This window comes from Streptomyces sp. NPDC029169 (assembly GCF_055563935.1).
Map to the genome: position 1 here is coordinate 282,979 of NZ_JBVHXA010000004.1, position 15,345 is coordinate 298,323.

The following is a 15,345-nucleotide window of genomic DNA, read 5'->3' on the forward strand; positions in this document are numbered from 1 at the left end:
CGGCGGGTTTTTCGTTACCGGAACCCTTGACGCGCTGTTAACCGGAGGGCAAAACTTCCGTTCATCGGTCGGCATTGTCGAACACCTACCGGCAATCACGCTAGAGTGTCGCAGTGCCAAGGGCCGGCAACGCCCTCATAGGAGGGCGCGGACCACCGGAGGGACCCGGGGTTCGCCTTCCCCTGGACGAAGGACAAAGGAGTCGCGGGTGTCCAGCTCCGACATCTTCATCGGCGAGATCATTGGTACCGCCGTACTCATTCTGCTCGGCGGTGGCGTCGTCGCCGCCGTGGTGCTCAAGCGCTCGAAGGCTCAGAACGCCGGGTGGCTCGCCATCACCTTCGGGTGGGGCTTCGCGGTCATGACTGCCGTGTACATGACGGGTACCCTCTCGGGTGCCCACCTGAACCCCGCCGTCACGGTGGGCATCGCTGTCAAGGACGGGGACTGGAGCAACGTCCCGGTGTACTTCGCCGGACAGATGCTCGGCGCCATGCTCGGCGCGTTCCTGGTCTGGATCGCGTACTACGGACAGTTCCAGGCCCACCTCAGGGACCCGGAGATCCTCACCTCGCCGCCGCACGAGGAAGGTCTGGTCACCGAGGACGCCGCTCCGAAGGCCGGCCCCGTGCTCGGGGTCTTCTCCACCGGGCCCGAGGTCCGCGTGGTGTGGCAGAACCTGGCCACGGAGATCATCGGCACGGTCGTGCTGGTCCTCGCCGTGCTCACGCAGGGCCTCAACGACAGCGGCAAGGGCCTCGGCGTCATCGGCGCCCTGATCACCGCGTTCGTCGTGGTCTCCATCGGCCTCTCGCTCGGTGGCCCGACCGGCTACGCGATCAACCCGGCCCGCGACCTCGGCCCGCGCATCGTGCACGCACTGCTGCCGCTGCCGAACAAGGGCGGCTCCGACTGGAGCTACGCCTGGATCCCGGTCGTCGGCCCCCTGGTGGGTGGCGCCATCGCCGCGGGTATCTACAACATCGCGTTCGCCTGAGCCGTCCTTCTTCCAGACCTCCCTTGGAGCACACCGTGACCGACGCACACACCGCCGGCCCGTTCATCGCCGCGATCGACCAGGGCACCACCTCCTCCCGCTGCATCGTCTTCGACACGGACGGCCGGATCGTCGCCGTCGACCAGAAGGAGCACGAGCAGATCTTCCCGAAGCCGGGCTGGGTCGAGCACGACGCCGCCGAGATCTGGACCAACGTCCAGGAGGTCGTCGCCGGGGCGATCGCCAAGGCCGGCATCACCTCCGCCGACGTCAAGGCCATCGGCATCACCAACCAGCGCGAGACCACGCTGCTCTGGGACAAGAACACCGGTGAGCCCGTCCACAACGCCCTCGTCTGGCAGGACACCCGCACCGACACCCTCTGCAAGGAGCTCGGCCGCAACGTCGGCCAGGACCGCTTCCGCCGCGAGACCGGCCTCCCCCTCGCCTCGTACTTCTCCGGCCCGAAGGTCCGCTGGCTGCTCGACAACGTCGAGGGCCTGCGCGAGCGCGCCGAGCGCGGCGACATCCTCTTCGGCACCATGGACTCCTGGGTCATCTGGAACCTCACCGGCGGTGTCGACGGCGGCCACCACGTCACCGACGTCACCAACGCCTCGCGCACCATGCTGATGAACCTGCACACCATGGGCTGGGACGAGAAGATCCTGCAGTCCATGGAGATCCCGGCGGCCGTGCTGCCGGAGATCCGCTCCTCCGCCGAGGTGTACGGCACGGTCAAGGGCGGCGTCCTCGACGGCGTCCCGGTCGCCTCCGCGCTGGGCGACCAGCAGGCCGCCCTGTTCGGCCAGACCTGCTTCGCCGAGGGCGAGGCCAAGTCCACGTACGGCACCGGAACGTTCATGCTGATGAACACCGGCGACAAGATCATCAACTCCTACAGCGGCCTGCTGACCACCGTCGGCTACCAGATCGGCGACGCGAAGCCGGTCTACGCCCTGGAGGGCTCGATCGCCGTCACCGGTTCGCTGGTGCAGTGGATGCGCGACCAGATGGGCCTCATCAAGTCCGCCGCCGAGATCGAGACCCTGGCGTCCTCGGTCGAGGACAACGGCGGCGCCTACTTCGTGCCGGCCTTCTCCGGACTGTTCGCCCCGTACTGGCGCTCCGACGCCCGCGGTGTGATCGCCGGCCTCACCCGGTACGTCACCAAGGCGCACATCGCCCGCGCCGTCCTGGAGGCCACCGCCTGGCAGACCCGCGAGATCACCGACGCCATGACGAAGGACTCCGGTGTCGAACTGACCGCGCTCAAGGTCGACGGCGGCATGACCTCCAACAACCTGCTGATGCAGACCCTCTCGGACTTCCTCGACGCGCCGGTCGTGCGCCCGATGGTCGCCGAGACCACCTGCCTCGGTGCCGCCTACGCCGCCGGCCTGGCCGTCGGCTTCTGGCCGGACACCGACGCGCTGCGCGCCAACTGGCGCCGCGCCGCGGAATGGACCCCTCGCATGGACGCCGACAAGCGTGACAGCGAGTACAAGAGCTGGCTGAAGGCCGTTGAACGCTCCATGGGCTGGCTCGAAGACGGATCTGACGAGGAGTAGATCGACATGACCACCCTGCAGAGCGTCCCTGCCCTGGGGACGCACCCGGCCGCCGGCTCCCTGCCGAGCCGCGCCGAGACTCGGGAGCAGCTTTCCAAGGCGACGTACGACCTCCTGGTGATCGGGGGCGGCATCCTGGGCATCTCCACCGCCTGGCACGCCGCGCAGTCGGGCCTGCGGGTGGCCCTGGTGGACGCCGGCGACTTCGCCGGCGCCACCTCCTCCGCCTCCTCCAAGCTGCTCCACGGCGGCCTGCGCTACCTGCAGACCGGTGCGGTCAAGCTGGTGGCGGAGAACCACTTCGAGCGGCGTGCGGTCTCCCGTCAGGTGGCGCCGCACCTCGCCAACCCGCTCACCTTCTACCTGCCTGTCTACAAGGGCGGCCCGCACGGCGCCGCCAAGCTCGGCGCCGGAGTCTTCGCGTACTCCGCCCTGTCCGCCTTCGGTGACGGCGTCGGCCACCTGCTCGGCCCGGCCAAGGCCGCGCAGGACGTGCCGGAGCTGCGTACGGACAACCTCAAGGCCGTCGCCGTGTACGGCGACGACCAGATGAACGACGCCCGCATGGCGCTGATGACGGTCCGCGCCGCGGTTGCCGCCGGCGCCGTCGTCCTCAACCACGCCGAGGTGACCGGGCTGCGCTTCACCCGCGGCCGGGTCACGGGCGCGGAGCTGAAGGACCGTACGAGCGGCGACGAGTTCGGCGTCACGGCCCGTCTGGTGCTGAACGCGACCGGACCGTGGGTCGACCACCTGCGGAAGATGGAGGACCCCAACGCGGCCCCCTCCATCCGGCTCTCCAAGGGCGCGCACCTGGTCCTCAAGCGGACCTCGCCGTGGAAGGCCGCGCTCGCGACTCCGATAGACAAGTACCGGATCACCTTCGCCCTCCCCTGGGAGGACATGCTGCTGCTCGGTACGACCGACGAGGAGTACGAGGGCGACCCGGGCCAGGTCGAGGTGACCGAGAAGGACACCGCGCAGATCCTGGACGAGGCCGCGTTCTCCATCCGCGACCAGCAGCTGTCCCGTGATCTGATCACCTACGCCTTCGCCGGTCTGCGGGTGCTGCCGGGCGGTCCCGGCGACACCTCCAAGGCCAAGCGCGAGACGGTTGTCACCGAGGGCCGCGGCGGCATGCTGTCGGTGGCCGGCGGCAAGTGGACGACCTTCCGCCACATCGGCCGTACGGTGATGAAGAAGCTGGAGTCCCTGCCGGGCCACCCGCTGGGCGAGGACTACGAGTCCGTCTCGACGCTGCCGAAGCGGCTCCCGCTGCCCGGCATCGCCAACCCGAACGCGGTCGCGCACCGGCTGCTCGTCGACGGACCGGCCCCCGGCCCGCGGATGGCCGCCGACACCGCCAAGCACCTGGCGACGCACTACGGTTCGCTCTCCTTCGACATCGCGCGGATGGCGAACGAGAACCCGGAGCTCGGCAAGCGCATCCACCCGGACGCCCCGGAGATCTGGGCGCAGGTCGCCTACGCCCGGGACCACGAGTGGGCCGAGACGGCGGACGACGTGCTGCGCCGCCGTACGACGCTGACGATCCGCGGCCTGGCGACGGACGAGATCCGGAGCAAGGTCGAGGACCTGCTTCGCAAGTGAGCGAGTGATGTAAGGGGCGGTCTCCATGGGAGGCCGCCCCTTACGCGTTCGTGTGCCGAGGGGAGTTCCTGGGTAGTCGATCAAGGCTGAGAAGGCTCCTGGTGGTGCACGAGGGCTGCGGACGGGTCGTCGGAAAGCCGTAAGGTTGGTCCGTACGACAGGAACTTCGAAAAGGAGGCACTGGGTGATCGAGCTCGAGGGGGTTCCCGAGCTGATCGACCCGGTCATGGTGGCCGCGTTCGAGGGCTGGAACGACGCCGGCGACGCCGCCTCCACCGCGGTCGCCCATCTGGACCGGGAATGGAAGGGCGAGGTGTTCGCGGCGCTCGACGCCGAGGACTACTACGACTTCCAGGTCAACCGGCCCACGGTGTGGCTGGACAACGGTGTCCGGAAGATCACCTGGCCGACGACGAGGCTCTCCGTGGTCCGGGTCGGCGGCGACAAGCCGCGCGACCTGGTGCTCGTGCGCGGGATCGAGCCGTCGATGCGCTGGCGCTCGTTCTGCAACGAGATCCTGGGCTTCGCCCATGAGCTGGGTGTGGAGATGGTGGTGATCCTGGGCGCGCTGCTCGGCGACACCCCGCACACCCGGCCCGTGCCGGTCAGCGGGGTCACCTCGGACCCGGACCTGGCGCGGACGATGGATCTGGAGGAGACCCGCTACGAAGGGCCCACGGGCATCGTCGGGATCCTCCAGGAGGCCTGCACGCACGCGGGCGTGCCCGCGGTGAGTCTGTGGGCGGCGGTGCCGCACTATGTGTCGCAGCCGCCCAACCCGAAGGCGACCCTGGCGCTCCTGAACCGCCTCGAGGATCTGATCGATCTGCGCATTCCGCTGGGCGAACTGCCCGAGGACGCGCGGGCGTGGCAGCTGGGTGTGGACCAACTCGCCTCCGAGGACAGCGAGGTGGCGGAGTACGTCCAGACGCTGGAGGAGGCGCGGGACACGGCGGAGCTGCCGGAGGCCTCGGGCGAGGCCATCGCGCGGGAGTTCGAGCGGTATCTGCGGCGGCGTGACGGTGGTCCCGGTCAAGGGCCGGGGCAGGGGCTCGCCACGGAGGGTGGGGACACCTCGTACCTCCGCGACACCAGCGGTGGCCGGACGCGGCCGCCGAAGCCGGAGCAGCCGGGGCCGGAGGCGACGCCCGAGGCGCCCCAGGAGGACGAGGGCCCCGAGGGTCCGACAGGCGGCGACGGCGAGGAGTGAGCCGTACGGGAAGGGGGCCGCACCGGGATCGGTGCGGCCCCCTTCCCTGTCCTCACACCGTCGGGACTGTCCTCACACCGTCGGGACCGCCACCACGTCGTACTCCGTGTCCGGCGCCGGCTCCACATCGAACCGCGCGTTGGGCAGGTAGAGCCGCCCGCCCCAGGCCGCCGCGGTGGTCGGGATCCGGAACCGCGGGTCCGTGATCCGGGCGATGGCCGTGCCCTTCGTGCCCGAGGCGTCCAGACGGACCACGTCGACCTGGTTGAGCGCCTGCTGGACGACGTACAGCGTGCGGCCGAGGAGCAGCAGCCCGTCGCCGCGCGGGATCTTCAGGCCGCCGAGGTCGACCGTGCGGGCGACCGCGGTGTCCGGGTCGACGCGCATCAGGCTGCCGCCGTCGACGACGGTGTTGACGACGAGGAGCGCGCTGCCGTCGGGCGTGCGCTCGATGCCGTTGGCCGTGAAGTCCGGGCCCTGGACCCAGTCGCCGCCCAGCGGCACGGTCTCGGGTTCGCCGACGGGTGTTCCCGAGCGGTCCAGGGCGAGCCGGTAGAGCTGCGGCTGGAAGGAGTCGGTGAACCAGGCGGCCTCCGGCGTCAGGACGACGTCGTTGACCATCGAGTTCTCGGCGCCGAGTCCGGTGAAGTTCCGCTGGAGCGCGCCTGATCGGGCGTCGGCGACCCGGATGGCCCGTCCCCAGCCGCCGGCGAGGAAGAGGCGCCGTTCGGCGCGGTCGATCTTCAGGCCGACGGTGGCATGGCCGGCGCCGGGTCCGACGGAGAGGATCCGGCCCTCTCCGGTCGCCAGACTCGCCTTGTACACATCGCCGTTGGCCAGTGAGCCGAAGTAGGCGTACGGGCTGTGGCCGATGGTGATGCCCTCCGGCTGGAAGCCGGAGGGCAGGAGGAACCGGGTGGGCCACCGTCCCCCGGGGGCGGCTGCGTGTGCCGTCCCGGAGAGCGGGGCGACGAGAGCCGCCGCGCCGGCTGCGGCGGCGGCTCCCAGGAGACTTCTGCGTGCGACGGAGCGTTGCACTGAGCGTCCTTTCGTACGACGATTCGACGAAACGACCCCCAGCTCATCACAACGCAGGTCCCCCACCCGGCGGTTGGCCGGATCACGTCGGTTCTGTCGCCCTGTCAGGCGCAGTCGAAGCGGGCCGCCGCCCAGTCCCCGTGGTCACCGCTCTTGGAACCGTTGGTGTCGGTGATCCGCAGATGGACATGGCGGGCGCCGGTGACATCGACATCGACCGGTACGGTCGCCGAGGCGCCGGTGAGTCGGGGCGAGGTCCACAGGACCTTGCCGTCCGCCTCGACCGAGAAGGCCACCTCTCCATAGCCGTTGATCTCGTCGTCGATGCCGACGTCGGCGGTGAAGGCGGTGCAGCGCCCGCCGAGGTAGATCTCGATGTCGGAGTCGGCGTGGGCGCCGATGCCCTTCTCGTACGTCGTGCCCGCGAGGGTCAGCGTCCGGCCGTCGTTCGCGCCCGACTCGCCGTTGGAGCGGTCGCGTTCGGGCGGGCCCCAGCCGTTGGTGGATTTCAGCCAGACCAGATCGCTCGCCCAGACGCCGGCCGACGGCGGCTCGGGCATCACTCCGACGGCGAAGCGCTGGACGGCGGTGCGGTCCTGGCCCGCGGCGCGGTACCGGACGGTCGCGCTGAGCGTGGCCTCCCCGGGCTTCGCGTCCTTGGCCGGGGTGACGGAGACCTGGACCCGTCGCGTGGTGCCCGCCGGGATGCGCGCGACCGGTGCGGCCGGGGTGACCTGCCAGCCGGCGGGGGCCGTGAGGGACACCTCGACTCCGGTGGCGTCCCTGGTGCCCGCCGTCACGTCGACGGCGACCGTGCCGGGTGCGCCCGCGCCCAGCTCCTGTGCGGCCGGTACGGCGACGGTGGCGGCGGCGCCCGGTACGGCCCCGCCGACGGCGCTGGTGTCCGCCAGCGAGAGGGTGAAGGCGCGGTCGGTGCGCTGGGCGGCCGTCTTGACCTTCACCACTCCCCCGCGGTCGTCGCGGTCGTACCACCAGCCCTGGCCGGCGGCGTCGTAGTCGGCCTTGGAGGTGAGGCGGGGCAGCGCGCGGTCGCCGAGCGTGACCCCGGTCGGCGCGTCGCCGGTGTGGACGGTGAACTGGTACGGCCGGGCGGTGGACTTGCCCGCGAAGGTGCCGTTGCTCGCGCCGATCCGTACCGTCACGTCACCCGCGCCGCGCTCGGGTGCGTGGACCTCGGCGCGCTGGGTGGCGTACTGGCCGGTGCGGTGGGCGCGCGTGACGCCGTCGTCCTCGTACAGCTCGAAGGACGAGTCGCCCTGCGGGTAGATGTCCCAGGCGAGCGGGGAGTCCGGCGTGCGGTCGGTGTACGAGCGGATGGAGCCGGGCCACATGGGGACGGTGGCTCCGGCCCGGACGAAGAGCGGCAGGGTGTCGAGCGGGGCGCTGTAGTCGTCGACGGTGACGGGGCCCTGGTAGGTGCGGCCGCTCCAGTAGTCGATCCAGGTGCCCTCGGGGAGGTAGATGCCGTCGCGTTCCACGGCGTCCTGGTAGACGGGGGCGACGAGGAAGTCCTCGCCGCTGAGGAACTCGTACTTCGCCGTGTCCGAAGCCGCCTTCGGGTCGTTCGGGTACTCCAGGACGAGCGGGCGGGCGAGGCCGACGCCGGTCCGGGTGGCCTGGTGGGCGTGCGAGTAGATGTAGGGCAACAGCGACTCGTGGAGCTTGAGGGAGGCGCGGTTGATGGAGGTGTACGGCTCTCCGTAGCGGAAGGGCTGCTTGTCGTTGGCGGCCCAGCCGTCCATGGTCATGGTGACGGGGAGGAACATCTTCCACTGGAGGTCGCGGGTGTACGTCTTGGCGCTGCCGCCGAAGATGCCGTCGACGTCGCCGGTGGTGTAGGCGAGTCCGGACATGGAGGCGCCGGCGTAGGTGGGGATCTGCCAGCGGATGTACTCCCAGGTGCCGGACTGGTCGCCGGACCACTGGACGCCGCACCGCTGGGCGCCCGACCAGCTCTCGGGGGCCCAGGTGAAGCCGCGGGCGTCGCTGTTGGCCTCGATGCCGGCGTGTGCGTTCTTGCAGCCGTCGAGGGCGAATTTGTAGCCCGAGCCGACCCAGGCGACGTCGAGCTTGGCGACCCGCTGGCCGGCCTTGACCTGGTCGGCGAGCTTGTCGAGGCCGTCCTCGGTCCACAGGCCGAGCTGCATGCCGCGCTGCTGGAGACCGGTCGCGGTCTCGGCGAGGTTCTCGTAGCCGCAGCCGTAGCCGTCGTTGACGAGCATCCAGCCGTTGGGCATGTCGTGCTGGACATAGCCGTCGGCGACCTTCAGGGCGTCGAGGGTGTGGCGCTCGCCGCGGTTGGCGTTGTGGAGGTAGCAGTCGGCGTCGCCGATCTCCAGTCCGTACACGGGCGGCAGGAACGGTTTGCCGGTCAGGTTCGTGTACTGGCCGATGACGTCCTTGAGCGCGTCGGTCCCGGAGCCGGCGAAGTAGTAGGCGTCGAAGCGCTGTTCGCGGGCGCTGGTGGTGACGGGCTCGCCGAAGACGTAGGTGTTCGGCGCGTAGGTGTTGCGGTAGACGCCGTAGCCGGCCGAGGAGAGGTAGAACGGCACGGAGTTGGGGTGGCCGCCGTCGTTCCAGTTGTAGTCGACGCCGACCTCGACGGTCTTGCCGCGGTGCGAGGTGTTGCCGCGTCCGTTCTGCATGCCGGCGCCGTAGAACTGCTCGTCGGCGCCGCGGGCCAGGGTCTGGGTGGTCCGGTCATGGCTCCAGGTGAGGCCCTGCGCCTCGGACCAGAGCGGGGTGCCGTCGGCGCGGAGGGCGGCGAAGCGGAGCGGCGCCTTGTAGGCGCGCAGGGTCACCTTCGCGGTGGTGAGTTCGTAGCGGTCGCCGCGGTCGTACCAACGGGTGGCGGGCGGGGCGCCCTGGGGCAGGACGATGTCCTGTCCGGTGGGGTCGGTGAACTTTCCGTCGGGGGCCAGCTCGATACGGAAGGTCTCGTCGGTGACGAAGCTGACGCGGGCCTGGGCGCGCCCGGCGGTCAGCCGGTAGACGGTCCCGTCGGCCTCGAAGCCGGTGACGTCGCCGACCGTGGTGGGTGAGGGTTCGGCGGACTGGGCGCTGCCTGGCCCCGCGAACACCGCGAGGAGCCCCAGCACAGCGCCGACCAATGCAGCCTTCATGCGCAATGTTGATTGCATGGTGGGTATTTAGCGCAGAAGCAAGCGTCAGGGCCAGGACAAAACGGAACCGCCCCCGGACTTCATGAGAAGTCCAAGGGCGGTTGTCCGAAAGTGAGTTGTACGGGTGAGTCGTACGTGAGGTGTCCGGAAGGCCGGGCTACAGGGCCACGCCGAGCAGCGCGTCGACGGCGCGGGAGGCAAGGCCGGGCGCGGACTCGTCCGTACCGCCCTCGGCGTTCTGCTTCGCGGCCCACCGGTCGACCGCGGCGAGCGCGGCCGGCGCGTCGAGGTCGTCGGCGAGCGCCTCGCGGATCTCCTCGACCAGCGCGTCGGCGGAGGGCCCGTCGGGGCGGGAGACGGCGGCGCGCCAGCGGTCCAGGCGCTCCACGGCGTCCTGGAGGACCTGGTCGGTCCACTCCCAGTCGGCGCGGTAGTGGTGCGAGAGGAGGGAGAGGCGGATGGCGGCCGGGTCGACGCCCTGGCGGCGGAGCGCGGAGACGAAGACCAGGTTGCCCTTGGACTTGGACATCTTCTCGCCGTTCAGGGCGACCATGCCGGCGTGCACGTACGCCTTGGCCATGGGGAACTCGCCGGTCAGCGTCTGGGCGTGCGAGGCGCCCATCTCGTGGTGCGGGAAGATCAGGTCCGAGCCGCCGCCCTGGACGTCGAAGCCCATGCCGAGGTGGTCGAGGGCGATGGCGACGCACTCGATGTGCCAGCCGGGGCGGCCGGGGCCGAGGCTGCCGCCGTCCCAGCTCGGCTCGCCCTCGCGGGCGGCCATCCACAGCATCGGGTCGAGCGGGTTCTTCTTGCCCGGGCGGTCCGGGTCGCCGCCGCGCTCGGCGGACAGGTGGCGCATCAGCTCGGTGTCGTAGTTCGACACCTGACCGAAGTGCGGGTCGGCCTCGACGGAGAAGTAGATGTCGCCTTCGAGCTCGTAGGCCGCGCCGGAGTCCCGCAGCCGCTCGACGAGCGGCACGATGCCGGGTATGGCCTCGACCGCGCCGATGTAGTGCTGCGGCGGCAGCATCCGCAGGGCGGTCATGTCCTCACGGAAGAGGGCCGTCTCGCGCTCGGCGAGGCCGACCCAGTCGATGCCGTCGCGGATCGCCCGCTCCAGGAGCGGATCGTCGACGTCGGTCACGTTCTGGACGTAGTGCACCTGCCGCTTGGTGTCGAGCCACACGCGCTGAACGAGGTCGAACGCGTTGTAGGTCGCCGCGTGACCCATGTGGGTCGCGTCGTACGGCGTGATGCCGCAGACGTAGATACGGGCGACGGGGCCGGGGGCGAGGGGCACTCGTCCGCCGGTCGCGGTGTCGTGGATCCGGAGGTCGCGGCCCTTGCCGGGCAGGGCGGGGACCTCAGAAGCGGGCCAGGCATGCATGACCTGAGCGTAACCGGACAGGTGTTCCGGATACGAACCGGATCCGGGATCTTGACCGAGGAGGCACTCTTGCGTCTCCCGGCCGATCATGCATACCCCCTGGGGGTGCGGCCCCACCGGCGACGGATGGCCGAATCCGCTCGGTCGAGCAAGGGGATCGGGCTACCGGCCAGGGGGCCCGATGGATCAGACCGGTGGCCAGGGGATCGCCGGCCACTGCCCGGAGGGCTCGGGGTGGCGGCCCGTGGTGCGCAGGGCGGTGACCCGGCGGCGCAGGGCGTCGACCTCGGCCGCGGTGAGCAGCTCGGCCAGTCGGGTGGTGAGCGGGCTCCCCGGGGCCAGCGAGCCGTCGAGTCGGTCCAGGACGCCGGCGGCCTCGGCAGGCAGTTCCTCGCCCGCCCAGCCCCACAGCAGGGTGCGCAGCTTGTCGTCCACGTGGAAGGACACCCCGTGGTCGATGCCGTAGAGGCGTCCATCCGGCGCGGGGAGCAGGTGCCCGCCCTTGCGGTCGCCGTTGTTGATGACGGCGTCCAGGACGGCGAGCCGGCGCAGGTCGGGGCTGTCGGCGTGGACCAGGAGCGCGGTGCGGTCCTCGCCCACCTGGGCGGGCCCCACGGCCTTCCAGCCCTCCCCCGCCTCCTCGTCCTCGGTGAGGGCGAGCAGGCTCGCGCCGGGGTCGGCGTCGATCCACAGCTGGACCATGCCCTCGCCGTACGGACCGTCCCGGAGCACGGTGGGCGGTACGAGTCCCCAGCCGGTGGCCTCGGAGAGCTCGTAGGCCGCGACCTCGCGCTGGGCGAGGGTGCCGTCGGGGAAGTCCCAGAGCGGCCGCTCGCCGGCGACGGGCTTGTAGACGCAGTCGACGGCGGCGCCGTCGTGGCCGACGGAGCAGAGGAGCACCGCGTTGGACGCCTCGCGGACCTGACCGCGCACGGTCAGCTCCCCCTTGCTGAGCAGGTCGACGACCGCCCGGTGGTCGGGACCGCTCATGCTCCGCGCCGGTATCCGTTCTGGCGCGGGCACACATGGCCCTCGGGGTCGAGCGGCAGGCTGCACAGCGGGCACGGCGGGCGGCCGGCGTTGACCACGTCGAGGGCACGCTTGGCGAAGGCCCTTGCCTGCGCGCCGGTGAGGCGGACGCGCAGCATCGGCGGCCCGTGCTCCTCGTCCTGGAGCATCCTTTCCTCGGCGGCGGCGAGGTCCTCGTCGGTCTCGGCGTCGAGCTCGACGAGCGCCTGGGCCTCGACGATCATGCGCTGTTCCTCGCCGTCCCAGGCCAGCGCCATCGTGCCGACCCGGAACTCCTCCTCGACCGGGACGTCGAGGGGGGCGGTGTCCGTGATGTCGGCGGGGACGACGGCCGGGACGGGGGCGTTGCCGCCGGTGCGGCGCACGACCTCGTCGAGGAGTTCGTCCATGCGTTCGGCGAGCGCGGCGACCTGGGTCTTCTCCAGTGCCACGCTGGTGACCCGGCCGCCCGCGGACGCCTGCAGGAAGAACGTACGGCGGCCAGGCAGCCCGACCGTGCCGGCCACGAAACGCTCCGGTGGGTCGTAGAGGAACACCTGACGGGACACGTCCCTGACTCCCTTGGGTCTCGGCAGTGGTGGAGGCCCGCGCTACAGCGGCCCGTCCACCCTACTGCGCGGATGGATCACGGTGCGCCCGCACCGCCCCCGACCTCGGCGGCCCCGCCGCTCTCCTTGGGGGCGAACGCGCCGAAGTCGCCGGTGTCGCCGAGGCGTACGAGGAAGGGGCGCGTCCGGGTGTAGCGGATGACGGTGACGGAGCAGGGGTCGACGTGGATGCGCTGGAAGAGGTCGAGGTGCATCCCGAGGGCGTCGGCGACGATCGACTTGATGACGTCGCCGTGGGAGCACATCGCGTAGACGGCGTCCTCGCCGTGTTCGGCCTCCACGCGCGCGTTCCAGTCCCGTACGGCGTCGACGGCCCGTGCCTGCATGGCACGCATCGACTCGCCGCCGGGGAAGGCGGCGGCGGAGGCGTGGGCCTGGACGACGTCCATGAGGGGATCGTCGGCCAGTTCGGCGAGCTTGCGGCCGGACCAGTCGCCGTAGTCGCACTCGCTGATCCGCTCGTCGGTGTGGAGCGGCAGCCCGGGCCGGGCGTCGAGGAGTGGCCGCAGGGTCTCGCGGCAGCGCTGGAGCGGGCTGGTGACGACGGCGGCGAGCGGCACCCCGGCCAGCCGCCCGGGCAAGGCGGCGGCCTGCGCGACCCCCCGCTCGTCGAGGGCGACCCCGGGCAGCCGCCCGGCGAGGACACCCGAGGTGTTGGCGGTGGAGCGTCCGTGCCGGACGAGAATCAGCGTGGCCATGGCGGCAAGGGTAGGCGCCCGCACGCGCGCGTGGTGGGGGTACGGGGATGTGGCACACGGGTGTGCGCGCGTGCGGGGAAGGGGTGGGCGGGGGAGAATACGGCGCGTGATCGTCGACTCCGCCATCTACCGGAACGGGCGCCGTACGGACGGACCCGCCGATCTGTCCGACGCCCTGGCCGAGGCGCGAGCCACGGGTGACGCGTTCCTCTGGCTCGGTCTCTACTAGCCGACCGAGTCGGAGTTCGACCACGTGACGGCCGAGTTCGGGCTGCATCCGCTGGCCGTCGAGGACGCCCTGAAGGCCCATCAGCGGCCCAAGCTGGAGATCTACGACGACTCGCTCTTCGTGGTCCTCAAGCCGGTGGTGTACGAGCCGCGGAGCGACCGGGTCTCCTCGGACGAGGTGATGCTGTTCGTCGGGGATTCGTTCGTGGTGACGGTCCGGCACGGGGAGAGCGCGCCGCTGGCGGCCGTACGTCGCCGCATGGAGGCCGAGCCCGAGGTGCTCAAGCACGGTCCGACGGCTGTGCTGTACGCGATCAGCGACGCCGTCGTGGACCACTACATCGAGGTGGCCGGTGAACTCCAGGTCGACCTGGAGGAGCTGGAGGCGGACGTGTTCGCCCCGACGGGCGGCAATCCGGCGAACACGGCGCAGCGGATCTACACGGCCAAGCGGCAGGTCCTGGAGTTCCGCCGGGCCAGCGGTCCGCTCGCGGGACCGATGACCAAGCTGGCGGCCGGCGACGCGCCGTTCGTGTACGAGGAGGCGCGGCCGTTCTTCCGGGACGTCGCCGACCATCTGATCCGCGCCAACGAGCAGGTGGAGGGCCTCGACCGGCTGCTGTCGGACGTCCTGTCGGCGCACCTGGCGCAGATGGGCGTGCGGCAGAACGACGACATGCGGAAGATCTCGGCCTGGGCCGCCATGGCCGCGGTCCCCACGATGGTCGCGGGGATCTACGGCATGAACTTCGAGCACATGCCGGAACTCACCTGGACCTGGGCGTATCCGGCCCTGATCCTGCTGATGGCCGGCATCGAGATCGGTCTGTACCGGCTGTTCAAGCGCCGCGGCTGGATGTAGCCCCCGGCGCCCCGGGGGCCGTCTCGCAGTTCAGAACGCGGGGGCCGGGGTCGCGGGGCCGCCCAGCGCGTCGCGCCGTTCGGGCATCTTGAGGTCGACCATCTTGTGCCAGCCCGCGGCGCGTTCGTACGCGTACATGCCGTGGATGCCGGCGGCGAGCACGGCCGCCTTGGCCTTGGGCCACTTCAGGATGCGGCCCATGTGGCTCATCACGGCGAGGCTGACGTCGCGGTAGACCCCGATCTCGGCGAGCGCGGACTCGCGCAGGGTGCGCTGGATGAGCCGGCCGTGGCCCGCGTCGTTGAGGCGGAGCAGCTCTTCGTGGCAGTAGGCGAGGTGGTTCGCCTCGTCGTTGTCGATCATATGGATGGCCTTGCCCAGCTCGGGATGGTTCCCGAAGTGGGTGACGAGCATGTCCATCTGGTCGGCCGCGCGCTGCTCGGTGACCCGGCTGTGGCTGAGGTAGACGACGATGTCCTCCTCGCTCAGCGGTTCGTCGCGGCGGAGCTTGTCGTGGGCGAGGCCGATGCCGCGCTGTTCGAGCAGCATCGTGTAATCCGTCTCCGGGGGCACCGGTACGGGCTCGAGGCCGCGCTTCTTCATCAACGCGTTGAAGATCCGGCCGTGTTTGTCCTCGTCGGCGCCGTGCCGGGTGATCTTGGGCGCCATATCCCGCATCCCGGGCGCGACCAGGGCCGCGATCCGGGCGTTCTCCCAGCCGCCCTGGGACTCGCCGCTGGCGGCGATGGAGCAGAAGAGCTGGAAGGACTCGTCGTTGTCGATGATTTCCTGGAACAGGCTCCTGGCCGTGAGCATCGCTGCACCTCCATCGGACGTCCGCACGCCGCACGCCCGCAGAGAACGAGTCAAATGCGGTACGGGCCGGTGGGCAACAGGAGGGGCGGGCCGTTCGACTGAAAGAGGGAGTGTTCCGCACGTAACCTTGCGCTGGTGTGGAGCGTT

General features: G+C 70.9%; 11 protein-coding genes and 1 pseudogene. 5 read left to right on the plus strand and 7 right to left on the minus strand.

Features of this window, described 5'->3' with window-relative positions; all coding sequences use genetic code 11:
- The first annotated feature begins 208 nt into the window (after nt 1-208).
- The 4 genes from ACZ4VI_RS10550 to ACZ4VI_RS10565 all read left to right on the plus strand — a co-directional run bounded on the left by ACZ4VI_RS10550 (nt 209) and on the right by ACZ4VI_RS10565 (nt 5,389).
- Entirely contained in the window at nt 209-997 is a 789-nt protein-coding gene (locus tag ACZ4VI_RS10550) for an MIP/aquaporin family protein (protein ID WP_467998542.1), read from the plus strand.
- Nucleotides 998-1,032: 35 nt separating this feature from the next.
- The gene (glpK, locus tag ACZ4VI_RS10555) at nt 1,033-2,568 is read left to right on the plus strand and encodes a glycerol kinase GlpK (protein ID WP_467998544.1); all 1,536 of its coding nucleotides are present in this window, start codon (nt 1,033-1,035) and stop codon (nt 2,566-2,568) included.
- A gap of 6 nt (nt 2,569-2,574) precedes the next feature.
- Nucleotides 2,575-4,179 carry a glycerol-3-phosphate dehydrogenase/oxidase gene (locus ACZ4VI_RS10560; protein ID WP_467998546.1) on the plus strand — a complete coding sequence of 535 codons (1,605 nt, stop codon included), beginning with the start codon at nt 2,575-2,577 and terminating at the stop codon, nt 4,177-4,179.
- A 184-nt stretch (nt 4,180-4,363) separates the two neighbouring features.
- Nucleotides 4,364-5,389 carry a PAC2 family protein gene (locus tag ACZ4VI_RS10565; protein WP_467998548.1) on the plus strand — a complete coding sequence of 342 codons (1,026 nt, stop codon included), beginning with the start codon at nt 4,364-4,366 and terminating at the stop codon, nt 5,387-5,389.
- A gap of 72 nt (nt 5,390-5,461) precedes the next feature.
- On the opposite strand, the gene ACZ4VI_RS10570 is transcribed toward ACZ4VI_RS10565, so the two are convergent.
- From ACZ4VI_RS10570 to ACZ4VI_RS10595, 6 genes are all read right to left on the minus strand, one after another.
- Nucleotides 5,462-6,427 carry an SMP-30/gluconolactonase/LRE family protein gene (locus ACZ4VI_RS10570; protein WP_467998550.1) on the minus strand — a complete coding sequence of 322 codons (966 nt, stop codon included), beginning with the start codon at nt 6,425-6,427 and terminating at the stop codon, nt 5,462-5,464.
- A gap of 104 nt (nt 6,428-6,531) precedes the next feature.
- Nucleotides 6,532-9,588 carry an NPCBM/NEW2 domain-containing protein gene (locus tag ACZ4VI_RS10575; RefSeq protein WP_467998552.1) on the minus strand — a complete coding sequence of 1,019 codons (3,057 nt, stop codon included), beginning with the start codon at nt 9,586-9,588 and terminating at the stop codon, nt 6,532-6,534.
- A 139-nt stretch (nt 9,589-9,727) separates the two neighbouring features.
- Complete coding sequence (gene mshC, locus ACZ4VI_RS10580; RefSeq protein WP_467998554.1) at nt 9,728-10,957, minus strand: cysteine--1-D-myo-inosityl 2-amino-2-deoxy-alpha-D-glucopyranoside ligase; 1,230 nt, start codon at nt 10,955-10,957, stop codon at nt 9,728-9,730.
- 186 nt (nt 10,958-11,143) lie between these two features.
- Entirely contained in the window at nt 11,144-11,947 is an 804-nt protein-coding gene (locus ACZ4VI_RS10585) for an SCO1664 family protein (RefSeq protein ID WP_467998556.1), read from the minus strand.
- Nucleotides 11,944-12,534: a DUF3090 domain-containing protein gene (locus ACZ4VI_RS10590; RefSeq protein ID WP_467998558.1), complete on the minus strand. Its 591-nt coding sequence runs from the start codon at nt 12,532-12,534 to the stop codon at nt 11,944-11,946. Before ACZ4VI_RS10590 ends, ACZ4VI_RS10585 begins: the two co-directional genes overlap by 4 nt.
- Before the next feature lie 77 nt (nt 12,535-12,611).
- Nucleotides 12,612-13,292, minus strand: a complete 681-nt coding sequence (locus ACZ4VI_RS10595) for a histidine phosphatase family protein (protein ID WP_467998560.1) — start codon at nt 13,290-13,292, stop codon at nt 12,612-12,614.
- Between the two features lie 106 nt (nt 13,293-13,398).
- Between ACZ4VI_RS10595 and corA the strand changes: the two are divergent.
- Nucleotides 13,399-14,382: pseudogene (gene corA, locus ACZ4VI_RS10600) on the plus strand (magnesium/cobalt transporter CorA).
- A 30-nt stretch (nt 14,383-14,412) separates the two neighbouring features.
- Here the strand turns inward: corA and ACZ4VI_RS10605 are convergent.
- On the minus strand, nt 14,413-15,198 hold the full coding sequence (locus tag ACZ4VI_RS10605) for a ferritin-like domain-containing protein (protein WP_467998562.1): 786 nt from the start codon (nt 15,196-15,198) through the stop codon (nt 14,413-14,415).
- Between the last annotated feature and the right edge of the window lie 147 nt (nt 15,199-15,345).

Excerpts from the sequence above, each read along its gene's own strand:
- ACZ4VI_RS10605 (WP_467998562.1), bottom strand. The coding sequence starts at position 15,198 with ATGCTCACGGCCAGGAGCCTGTTCCAGGAAATCATCGACAACGACGAG.
- ACZ4VI_RS10585 (WP_467998556.1), bottom strand. The coding sequence starts at position 11,947 with ATGAGCGGTCCCGACCACCGGGCGGTCGTCGACCTGCTCAGCAAGGGG.
- ACZ4VI_RS10575 (WP_467998552.1), bottom strand. The coding sequence starts at position 9,588 with ATGCAATCAACATTGCGCATGAAGGCTGCATTGGTCGGCGCTGTGCTG.
- ACZ4VI_RS10560 (WP_467998546.1), top strand. The coding sequence starts at position 2,575 with ATGACCACCCTGCAGAGCGTCCCTGCCCTGGGGACGCACCCGGCCGCC.
- mshC (WP_467998554.1), bottom strand. The coding sequence starts at position 10,957 with ATGCATGCCTGGCCCGCTTCTGAGGTCCCCGCCCTGCCCGGCAAGGGC.
- ACZ4VI_RS10595 (WP_467998560.1), bottom strand. The coding sequence starts at position 13,292 with ATGGCCACGCTGATTCTCGTCCGGCACGGACGCTCCACCGCCAACACC.